At 73.0% G+C, this 10076-nt stretch carries 10 protein-coding genes; all 10 read left to right on the top strand.

Translation table 11 applies throughout. From position 1 onward, the window contains the following. The first annotated feature begins 104 nt into the window (after window positions 1-104). Complete coding sequence (locus tag ACIF80_RS31545) at window positions 105-1739, top strand: acyl-CoA dehydrogenase family protein (RefSeq protein ID WP_399810818.1); 1635 nt, start codon at window positions 105-107, stop codon at window positions 1737-1739. A gap of 463 nt (window positions 1740-2202) precedes the next feature. Then, window positions 2203-3480: a GAF domain-containing protein gene (locus ACIF80_RS31550; RefSeq protein ID WP_399810860.1), complete on the top strand. Its 1278-nt coding sequence runs from the start codon at window positions 2203-2205 to the stop codon at window positions 3478-3480. A 236-nt stretch (window positions 3481-3716) separates the two neighbouring features. Further along, window positions 3717-5048 (top strand): hypothetical protein, encoded by a 1332-nt coding sequence (locus tag ACIF80_RS31555; protein ID WP_399810821.1) that lies wholly within the window; start codon window positions 3717-3719, stop codon window positions 5046-5048. Between the two features lie 75 nt (window positions 5049-5123). Continuing rightward, a complete protein-coding gene (locus ACIF80_RS31560) occupies window positions 5124-5696 on the top strand; it encodes a GNAT family N-acetyltransferase (protein ID WP_399810824.1) in 573 nt (190 codons plus the stop codon). Between the two features lie 196 nt (window positions 5697-5892). Further along, window positions 5893-5976 carry a putative leader peptide gene (locus tag ACIF80_RS31565; protein WP_310887545.1) on the top strand — a complete coding sequence of 28 codons (84 nt, stop codon included), beginning with the start codon at window positions 5893-5895 and terminating at the stop codon, window positions 5974-5976. 182 nt (window positions 5977-6158) lie between these two features. Then, window positions 6159-7856, top strand: a complete 1698-nt coding sequence (locus tag ACIF80_RS31570; protein WP_399810827.1) for a nitrite/sulfite reductase — start codon at window positions 6159-6161, stop codon at window positions 7854-7856. Beyond that, window positions 7853-8032: a hypothetical protein gene (locus tag ACIF80_RS31575; RefSeq protein ID WP_399810830.1), complete on the top strand. Its 180-nt coding sequence runs from the start codon at window positions 7853-7855 to the stop codon at window positions 8030-8032. The genes ACIF80_RS31570 and ACIF80_RS31575 overlap by 4 nt, the downstream gene beginning before the upstream one ends. Then, window positions 8029-8739 (top strand): phosphoadenylyl-sulfate reductase, encoded by a 711-nt coding sequence (locus tag ACIF80_RS31580; protein WP_399810832.1) that lies wholly within the window; start codon window positions 8029-8031, stop codon window positions 8737-8739. The genes ACIF80_RS31575 and ACIF80_RS31580 overlap by 4 nt, the downstream gene beginning before the upstream one ends. Window positions 8740-8830: 91 nt before the next feature. Then, entirely contained in the window at window positions 8831-9367 is a 537-nt protein-coding gene (gene cysC, locus ACIF80_RS31585) for an adenylyl-sulfate kinase (protein ID WP_399810835.1), read from the top strand. Next, on the top strand, window positions 9364-10076 hold a 713-nt coding region (gene cysD / locus ACIF80_RS31590), incomplete at its 3' end, for a sulfate adenylyltransferase subunit CysD (protein ID WP_399810837.1). The genes cysC and cysD, both read left to right, overlap by 4 nt.

The following is a 10076-nucleotide window of genomic DNA, read 5'->3' on the forward strand; positions in this document are numbered from 1 at the left end:
TCGTGCCTGGTCGGCCTCACCCGAAGGGTCGCTCGGTGGTCGCTCGGTGGTCGTGAGGTGCCCGCGGGGTGATGCGGAGGGCGGCGGCGGGTAGGTTCGTGTTCATGGCAGGTACCACGCACACCGTGACCAACCAGGCGCCGCCGCTGGCGCAGTACGACGTGTTCACCGCCGACCGGGCGCTGACCGAGGCCGTCGAACGGCATCTGGACCCGTCGCTGCTGGACGAGGGCCTGTCCGAACTGTCGGCGCTCGGACGCACCTCCGGCTCCGCCCAGGTGCAGGAGTGGGGGGTGCAGGCCAATGAGAACCCGCCCCGGCTGCGCACCCACGACCGGTACGGGCACCGGATCGACGAGGTCGATTTCCATCCCGCCTGGCACCGGCTGCTCGGCAAGGGCGTCTCGGCGGGCCTGACGGGCGCGTGGGCGCGGCCGGGCGGGCATGTGCGGCGGGCGGCGGGGTTCGTGGTGTGGTCGCAGGTCGAGGCCGGGAACGGCTGCCCGCTGTCGATGACGCACGCGGCCGTGCCCGCCCTGCGCGCGGACCCGGCGCTCGCCGCCGAGTGGGAGCCGCGGCTGACGTCGATGGTGTACGACCGGGCGCTGCGGCCCGCCCACGAGAAGCCCGGTGTGCTCTTCGGGATGGGCATGACGGAGAAGCAGGGCGGCAGCGACGTACGGGCGAACACGACGTCCGCGCGGCCGCTGGCCGAGGACGGGACGTACGAGCTGACCGGGCACAAGTGGTTCTGCTCGGCTCCGATGTCGGACGCGTTCCTGGTGCTGGCGCAGGCGCCCGGGGGACTCACCTGTTTCCTGGTGCCGCGCGTGCTCGAGGACGGCTCGCGCAACGTGTTCCTGATCCAGCGGCTCAAGGACAAGCTGGGCAACCGGTCCAACGCGTCCTCGGAGGTCGAGTTCGCGGGGACGTGGGCGCGGCGGGTCGGGGACGAGGGGCGCGGGGTGCGCACCATCATCGGCATGGTGGCGGCGACCCGGCTGGACTGCGTCCTGGGTTCGGCGGGACTGATGCGGCAGGCCGTGGCGCAGGCGGTGCACCACTGCGCGTACCGGGAGGCGTTCGGCGGCAAGCTGATCGACAAACCGCTGATGCGCAACGTACTGGCCGATCTCGCCCTGGAGTCGGAGGCGGCCACCACGCTGGCGCTGCGGCTCGCCGCGGCCTACGACGACGGGAGCGAGCGGGAGCGGGCGCTGCTGCGGATCGCGGTGCCGGCCGCCAAGTACTGGGTGACCAAGCGGTGTGCGCCCCTCGCGGTGGAGGCGGCGGAGTGCCTGGGCGGCAACGGGTACGTGGAGGAGTCGGGGATGCCCCGGCTGGTGCGCGAGTCCCCGCTGAACTCGGTGTGGGAGGGCGCGGGCAACGTCCAGGCGCTGGACGTGCTGCGCGCGCTGAGCCGGGATCCGCAGGTGCTGGACGCGTACCTCGGCGAGGTCGGGCAGGCGCGCGGGGCCGATCACCGGCTGGACGGCGCGATCAAGGGCCTGCTGACCGAGCTGGCCGACCTGGAGGGTGCCGAGGGGCGCGCGCGGCGGCTCGTGGAGCGGCTCGCGCTGGTGCTCCAGGGCTCGCTGCTGGTGCGGTACGCGCCGCCGCAGGTCGCCGACGCGTTCTGCGCGGCACGGCTGGGCGGTGACGGGGGCGCGGCCTTCGGGACGCTGCCCCCCACCCTCGACCTCGCGGCGGTGGTGGAACGGGCCCGGCCGGAGGTGTGAGACGGCGAGGGCTGCCTCGGGTGTGAGACCGCGGAGGGCCGGCCCGGGTGGGACGGCGGAGGGCTGCCCCTACGACAGATCCGGCGACTCCGGCGGACCGAGCAGGACAACCCGGCCGGGACGAGCCGGCTTTGACGGTCCTCGCACGACAACCCGGGTGTGACGCGGGGGTGGTGCTGCGCCGACACGGCACCACCCCCGCCGCACGGGCCCCTTGGAGCCGTGGACGCCGCTCGGGACGGCGTCGCTCAAGTTTCAAGCAGTACGGGGCGATCCACCAGGGTTGCAGGGGGTTGCAACTTGCTGCCGTGTGCTGTTGTCCGTTTCCTTACGGAACGATCTCGCGGCGGGCACACGGCACTATGGGACCGACGACAGCCAGAACGGATCTCGGGGACGCGGCCGGCCGGCCGAGCGCTGTTCTCCGAGTCTTTCCCCGGGAGGATCAGTGCCGCTCTCGCCGATGGACGTGACGCATCTGGCCGGCGTGGACACGATGCGCGCGGCCAGGATGCTCAGTGAGGTCCGCTCCGCGACGCTCTCCGGGCAGCGCGCGCCCATGGCGCCCCGGCCGGTGATCGAGGAGTCCTGGGAGCGGGTGCTGCGCAGCGGGGTCGACCCGGACCACGACTTCCGGACCGGGCTGCTGTCCCGCGCGGAGGTGCAGCGGCGGCGGGAGAGTTCGACGCTGCGGCATGTGCTGCCGGTGCTGCGGGAAGGGCTGCTGCCGTTCACGGACGCCACCCGCCACATCATGGTGGTGGCCGACGCCGACGGCAGGGTGCTGTGGCGGGAGGGCAGTACGGCGGTCCTGCGCAAGGCGGACCGCCTCGGTTTCGCGGTGGGCGCGGACTGGCGCGAGGACGTCGTCGGCACCAACGGTGTGGGCACCCCGGCGGTGACCGGACGGCCGGTGCAGGTGTTCGCCTCCGAGCACTTCGTGGAGTCGCACGCGAACTGGACGTGCGCGGGGGCGCCCCTGACCGACCCGCGGGACGGGCGGCTGATCGGCGTGGTGGATGTGAGCGGGCCGCTGGAGACGATGCATCCGTCCACGCTGGCCTGGGTCGACGCGGTGGCCAAGCTCGCCGAGGCCCGGCTGCGGGAGCACCATCTGGAGTCGCTGGAGCGGCTGCGGTCGGTGGCGGCGCCGGTGCTGGCCCGGCTCGGCGGACGGGCCCTGGTGGTGGACCGGTACGGGTGGACGGCCGCGGTGACCGGGATGCCGTACCTGAGACGGCTGGCGCTGCCCGCTTCGGTGTCGGCCGGGTTGCGGTGGTTGCCGGCGCTGGGCCGGTGCTCGCTGGAGCCGCTGGCCGGGGGCTGGCTGGTGCGGGCGGCGGACGAGCCGGTGACCCGCGCGGCGAGCCGGATCGTGCTGGATCTCCGGGAGCCGCGCGGCGCGTCGGTGGAGGTGTCCGGCGATGCGGGCTCCTGGTCCCGGAAGCTGAGCCCCCGCCACGCCGAACTGCTGTACCTGCTGGCCGTGCGGCGGTCCGGCCGCAGCGCCGCGGGCCTGGCCGAGGACGTGTTCGGGGACCCGGCCCGTACGGTGACGGTGCGCGCCGAGATATCCAGGGTGCGGCGCTATCTGGGCGGCCTGCTGGAGCACCGGCCGTACCGGTTCGCGAAGAGCGCCGAGGTCGACGTCCTGCTCCCGGACGACCCGCGTGACCTGCTGCCGCACTCGACGGCCCCGGCACTGGGCGACCGCGGGCACCGGCCGGCCACCGGGCTCTGAACCCGGAGATCCGAGGCCGGAGGCCGGAAGTCGGAGGCCGGAAGTCGGAGTCATCGGCCCTGGCGTCCGAGCACAGCACACCAGCGCCCGTCGGGCCGAGTGTTCCGCGGATTTGCGGGGTCTTCGCACCCCTGCGGGGTCCTCTGCCGTAGCATCGCTCCTCGGGCCACCCTCACCTGCTCCACGGTCGGACGGTCGGATCGCCGGACGCAGTTGGCCCGCCTCGGGAGGTCGTTATGAAGCATCGCGGCAGACATCGCCGGCGCAGGCGGGGCAAGGCGCTGCGGGCGACGCTGGCCGGGACCGCGCTCGCGCTCACCGCGGCGGCCACCCTGATCAGCACGTCGCAGGCCACCGACGCCGACGACCCCGGGGCGCTGAAGCCGCTCACCGCGTCCGCCGAGACCGCGCCGCTGCGGCTGTCCGAGGACCGTGTGCCGTCGGAATGGCTCGACCGGCTCTCCTCCGAGATGGGCCGGCCCGTCGGCGTCCGGACCGTGCTCGACGACACCGACGGTTCCCTGCGCGAGGCGGAGTCCTGTACGGACGACGACCGGCGCGCGCTGCCCGTCGAACCCGCCGCCACGCGCGCGTACTGCTGGGACGGCGCCGACGTCGAGGGCTGGCGTCCCGGCGCCGTCACCACGTCCGGGGACGCGGACGACGACGGCCACTGGGGTCCCAGCCGGGTGGTGCTCTCCGCCTGGAGCCAGGGCGGCACCGCGGCGGACGGTACCGCCGCGCAGGACCCCGCCGTGACGGGTGCCGGCGCGGGGCAGGGGCTGGCCCGGGTCGCGTTCGTCGACGCCGACGACCCCGCCGACCTCCGCTACACCTGGGCGCAGCTCGCCGTCCCGGTCGCCGGCGGACAGGACTACCGCGGACTGGTCTCCCCCGTGACGGGCATGGTCTGGTACCAGGACAAGCTGCTGGTCACCGCCGGGCGGGGGGACGGCAGCGCGCTGTACGTGTACGACGTGGACCGCGTCCAGCGGGCCACCGTGGACGGTTCGACGGTCGGGCGGGTGCCCGGTGGCTGGTCGGCGGCCGGGGCGCGGTACGTCCTGCCCGCCGTCGCCGCGTACCGGACGGCCGACGCGGACGCCCCGCAGCCGGGCGGCATCTCCCTGGACCGCAGCACGGCGCCGGACAGCCTGGTCGCGCACGAGGCGGTCACCGAGGACCACGACGGGCCGACCCGTCTGTGGCGGTACGCGTTCGACGACGGCAGGGCCCGCGCGGGGCTGCTGGCCACGGACCCGCTGCTGAGGGCGGACCCCGTCTCGGCGTACGAGACGAAGCTGACCCATGTGCGCAGCGTGCTGTCGCACGGGTCGGGCTGGTACCTGGGCCGGATGACCGGGACACCGGACGAGCGCGGGACGCTGTGGCGGCAGGACACGGAGGGGGCCCGGCCCACCCGGTGCGGGGCGGACGAGACGCACCGCTGCTGGAGCGGCCCGTCGGCGTCCCTGTCCTACTGGCAGGAGACCGGCGAGGTGTGGTCCCAGTCCGGCCGCATGCTCTTCGCCCTGCCCCTGACCTCCGTCGACGGCTCGCTGGACTAGGACCTGCCGCCGCTCCCGCGGGTGCGTGAACCGGGCGTTCGACAGATGTCCGCGCCGGATGGTTCCCTTTCCGGCATGACGACCATCGCCGTGACCACCTGGTCCCTGGAGCAGACCGCGCCCACCGATCTCCTGCCGGCCGCCGTGCCGGAGGGAGACGTACGGGTCGTCCGCTCCGAGGTGCCGTCCCCGGAGTTCAGCCGCTTCCTGTACGCGTCGGTCGGCGGTGACATCCGCTGGACCGACCGGCTGGGCTGGACGTACGCGCAGTGGCTGGAGCACCTGGACCGGCCCGGCGTGGAGACCTGGGTGGCGTACGACCGGGGGACGCCCGCGGGGTACGTGGAGCTGGAGGCGCAGGACGACGGGGTCGTGGAGATCGTCTACTTCGGGCTGATCCCGGCCTTCCGGGGCCGGCGCGTCGGCGGGCACCTGCTGTCGTACGGCGTCGCGCGGGCCTGGGACCTGGCGGAGCGGTGGCCGGGCCGCAAACCGACCGGGCGGGTCTGGCTGCACACGTGCAGCAAGGACGGCGAGTACGCCCTGGACAACTACCGCCGCCGGGGCTTCCGGCTGTTCGACACCAAGGTCGAGGACGAGCCCGAGGTCGCCACCCCGGGCCCGTGGCCGGGAGCCCACCCGGCCTGAGCGCCGCACCCCGCACAGCCGCCCCACGTGCGAGCCGTACGGCGCCCGTCCCCCCTGAGCCGCTCCTGAGCTGCGCGGACGGGACCGCCCGGGCCGCCTGTGACCAAGACCACCCTCGTCTCTCATAACGAGACGAAGGTGTCCGGATATTGGACGAAGCTGGACTGTGTCCAGATCCCCGTGCCACGCTTCCGTCATGCCTGGAACGGGAATCGCCTTGGTGAGTCGGCGGCACGTCGACCTCGGCCGCATGTCCAGCGCCATCTGTCCGGCGCGCTGAGAGCACGTTCAGCAGCACCCGACAGCCCCTCTCCGCTCCGGTCCGCCCAGCTCGGCACCGTCCGGTTCCGCCCCGTTCCGCTTCGTTTCACGAACTCCCGCGCAATGACGCGCACGTATGCCCACGCCCGTCATGCGCAGGTCAGAGCCGCATCCCCGTCTGTCCCGAAGGACGTATCAACCATGGCCGCCAGCCCGCAGAACCCTGCCGCCGCGACCCCCCGCCGCAAGGTGAGCCGTCACCGCGGAGAGGGCCAGTGGGCCGCGGGACACTTCACGCCGCTCAACGGCAACGAGCAGTTCAAGAAGGACGACGACGGTCTCAACGTCCGGACACGTGTTGAGACGATCTACTCGAAGCGGGGATTCGACTCGATCGACCCCAACGACCTGCGCGGCCGCCTGCGTTGGTGGGGCCTGTACACGCAGCGCCGCCCCGGGATCGACGGCGGCCGCACCGGCGTGCTGGAGCCCGAGGAGCTCGAGGACGAGTACTTCATGATGCGGGTCCGCATCACCGGCGGGCGGCTCACCACCGAGCAGCTGCGCGTGATCGGCGAGATCGCCGAGACCTACGCCCGCGGCACCGCCGACATCACCGACCGGCAGAACATCCAGTACCACTGGATCCGCATCGAGGACGTGCCCGCGATCTGGGAACGGCTCGAGGCGGTCGGCCTGTCCACCACGGAGGCCTGCGGCGACACCCCGCGCGGCATGCTCGGCTCCCCCGTCGCCGGGGTCGCCGAGGACGAGATCATCGACGGCTCGGCGGCGCTGGACGAGATCGCCCGCCGCTACATCGGCGACCCGCGCTTCTCCAACCTTCCGCGCAAGTTCAAGACGGCCGTCTCCGGCTCCCCGCTGCTGGACGTCGCCCACGAGATCAACGACGTGTCCTTCGTCGGCGTCGTCCACCCCGAGCACGGCCCCGGCTTCGACCTGTGGGTCGGCGGCGGTCTGTCGACCAACCCCAAGTTCGGGGTGCGGCTGGGGGCCTGGGTGCCCGAGGCGGACGTGCCCGAGGTGTGGGAAGGCGTCATCTCCATCTTCCGCGACCACGGCTACCGGCGGCTGCGCAACCGGGCGCGGCTGAAGTTCCTGGTCGCCGACTGGGGGCCGGAGAAGTTCCGCCAGGTCCTGGAGGACGACTACCTGGGCCGCGAGCTGGCCGACGGCCCGGCACCCGAGATGCCCGCGCAGCAGTGGCGCGACCACATCGGGGTGCACCGTCAGAAGGACGGCCGGTTCTACGTCGGCTTCGCGCCGCGGGTGGGCCGGATGGACGGCTCGCTGCTCACCAAGGTCGCCGCGCTGGCCGAGGACCACGGCTCGGGGCGGGTCTCCACCACCGCCGAGCAGAAGATGATCGTCCTGGACGTGCCGCAGGACCGGGTCGAATCGCTCGTCGACGCCCTGGAGGCGCTGGACCTGCGGGTCAAGCCGTCGCCCTTCCGGCGCGGCACGATGGCCTGCACGGGCATCGAGTTCTGCAAGCTCGCCATCGTGGAGACCAAGGAGCGCGGCAGCGAGCTCATCGACGAGCTGGAGCGCCGGCTGCCCGAGTTCGGCGAGCCGCTCACCATCAACATCAACGGCTGCCCGAACGCCTGCGCCCGTATCCAGACCGCGGACATCGGTCTCAAGGGGCAGCTGGTCACCGACGCCGAGGGCCGGCAGGTCAGTGGCTACCAGGTGCACCTGGGCGGCGCGCTCGGCCTGGAGCCGGCCTTCGGCCGCAAGGTGCGCGGTCTGAAGGTCACCTCGGACGAACTGCCGGAGTACATCGAGCGGGTCCTGAAGCGCTTCCAGGCGGAGCGCGAGGACGGCGAGCGGTTCGCCGCCTGGGCGGCCCGCGCGGACGCGGAGGCCCTGTCGTGAGCGAGCGGGCCGCGCCGTTCTACTGCCCGTACTGCGGCGACGAGGACCTGCGTCCCAGCGAGGAGGGGCACGGCGCCTGGGAGTGCGGGGCGTGCAACCGGGCCTTCCGGCTGAAGTTCCTCGGGCTGCTCGCCCAGGGAATCGACCGGTCCGACACGGGAGGGGACCGAATATGACGGCGGTTCAGGAAGAGCGCACCACCGACGAGCTGAGGGCGCTGGCCGAGCAGGCGGGCCGCGACCTGGAGGACGCCTCCGCACCGGAGATCCTCCGGTGGGCCGTCGAGACCTTCGGCGGGCGCTTCTGCGTGACCTCCTCCATGGAGGACGCGGTGGTCGCCCACCTCGCCTCCCGCGCCCTGCCCGGTGTGGACGTGGTGTTCCTCGACACCGGCTACCACTTCGAGGAGACCATCGGCACCCGGGACGCCGTGGAGGCCGTGATGGACGTCAACGTCATCACGCTCACCCCGCGGCAGACCGTGGCCGAGCAGGACGCCGAGTACGGGCCGAGGCTGCACGAGCGCGACCCCGACCTGTGCTGCAGCCTCCGCAAGGTGCGGCCGCTGGAGGAGGGCCTGCGGGGGTACGCGGCCTGGGCGACCGGGCTGCGCCGCGACGAGTCCCCGACCCGGGCGAACACCCCGGTCGTCGGCTGGGACGAGAAGCGGCGGAAGGTGAAGGTCTCCCCCATCGCCCGCTGGACCCAGGACGACGTGGACGCCTACGTCGCCGAACACGGCGTGCTCACCAACCCGTTGCTGATGGACGGGTACGCGTCGGTGGGCTGCGCCCCCTGCACCCGGCGGGTGCGGGAGGGTGAGGACGCCCGCGCCGGCCGCTGGGCGGGCCGCGGCAAGACCGAGTGCGGACTGCACGGCTGACATGACCCAGCCCCCCGCGCCCCCGCGGCCCCGCACCGGACCCCCCGCGCCCGCGGCGCCCCCCACGCCCCCTACGAACCAGGAGACCGACGTGATGACCGGAGCCACCGTCTGGCTCACGGGTCTGCCGAGCGCCGGCAAGACCACCATCGCCCACGAACTGGCCGGCCGGCTGCGCGAGCGGGGCCGCCGGGTCGAACTGCTCGACGGCGACGAGATCCGCGAGTTCCTCTCCGCGGGCCTCGGCTTCAGCCGCGAGGACCGGCACACCAACGTGCAGCGCATCGGCTTCGTCGCCGAACTCCTCGCCCGCAACGGCGTCACCGCCCTGGTCCCGGTCATCGCGCCCTACGCCGACAGCAGGGACGCGGTCCGCAAGCGGCACGAGGCGAACGGAACGTCGTACGTCGAGGTGCACGTGGCGACCCCGCTCGAGGTGTGCTCCGCACGCGACGTGAAAGGCCTCTACGCCAGGCAGGCCGCGGGCGAACTCACCGGGCTGACCGGCGTGGACGACCCCTACCAGGCCCCCGCCTCACCCGACCTGCGCATCGAGTCGCAGCACCAGACCGTCCGGGAATCCGCCGCGGCGGTGCACGCCCTGCTGAGCGAAAGGGGACTGGCATGACCACCGTGGCCACGGTCGCGACCGGCGACGAGGGCACCGGCGGTACGCCCGGACCGTACGCCCTCTGCCACCTCGACGCCCTCGAGTCGGAGGCGGTCCACATCTTCCGCGAGGTCGCGGGCGAGTTCGAGAACCCGGTGATCCTCTTCTCCGGCGGCAAGGACTCCATCCTGATGCTGCACCTGGCACTGAAGGCCTTCGCCCCGGCACCGGTCCCCTTCTCGCTGCTGCACGTCGACACCGGACACAACTTCCCCGAGGTCCTCGACTACCGCGACCGCACAATCGCCCGGCACGGGCTGCGACTGCACATCGCCTCGGTGCAGGACTACATCGACCGCGGCGTGCTGCGCGAGCGCCCCGACGGCACCCGCAACCCACTGCAGACCGTGCCGCTCACCGAGAAGATCGCCGCCGAGAGGTTCGACGCCGTGTTCGGCGGCGGCCGCCGCGACGAGGAGAAGGCCCGCGCCAAGGAACGGGTGTTCTCACTGCGCGACGAGTTCTCCCAGTGGAACCCCCGCCGCCAGCGGCCCGAACTGTGGAACCTCTACAACGGCCGGCACGCACCCGGCGAACACGTCCGGGTCTTCCCGCTGTCCAACTGGACCGAACTGGACGTGTGGCAGTACATCGCCCGCGAGCACATCGAACTGCCCGACATCTACTACGCCCACCACCGCGAGGTGTTCCAGCGCGACGGCATGTG

The organism is Streptomyces sp. NPDC085927, assembly GCF_044540975.1.
Classification (GTDB): domain Bacteria; phylum Actinomycetota; class Actinomycetes; order Streptomycetales; family Streptomycetaceae; genus Streptomyces; species Streptomyces hirsutus.

What these genes read in the sequence shown, in the direction of transcription:
- ACIF80_RS31550 (WP_399810860.1), top strand. Translation starts at nt 2,203, where the DNA reads ATGGACGTGACGCATCTGGCCGGCGTGGACACGATGCGCGCGGCCAGG.
- ACIF80_RS31565 (WP_310887545.1), top strand. Translation starts at nt 5,893, where the DNA reads ATGCCTGGAACGGGAATCGCCTTGGTGAGTCGGCGGCACGTCGACCTC.
- ACIF80_RS31555 (WP_399810821.1), top strand. Translation starts at nt 3,717, where the DNA reads ATGAAGCATCGCGGCAGACATCGCCGGCGCAGGCGGGGCAAGGCGCTG.
- ACIF80_RS31545 (WP_399810818.1), top strand. Translation starts at nt 105, where the DNA reads ATGGCAGGTACCACGCACACCGTGACCAACCAGGCGCCGCCGCTGGCG.
- ACIF80_RS31560 (WP_399810824.1), top strand. Translation starts at nt 5,124, where the DNA reads ATGACGACCATCGCCGTGACCACCTGGTCCCTGGAGCAGACCGCGCCC.
- ACIF80_RS31580 (WP_399810832.1), top strand. Translation starts at nt 8,029, where the DNA reads ATGACGGCGGTTCAGGAAGAGCGCACCACCGACGAGCTGAGGGCGCTG.
- ACIF80_RS31570 (WP_399810827.1), top strand. Translation starts at nt 6,159, where the DNA reads ATGGCCGCCAGCCCGCAGAACCCTGCCGCCGCGACCCCCCGCCGCAAG.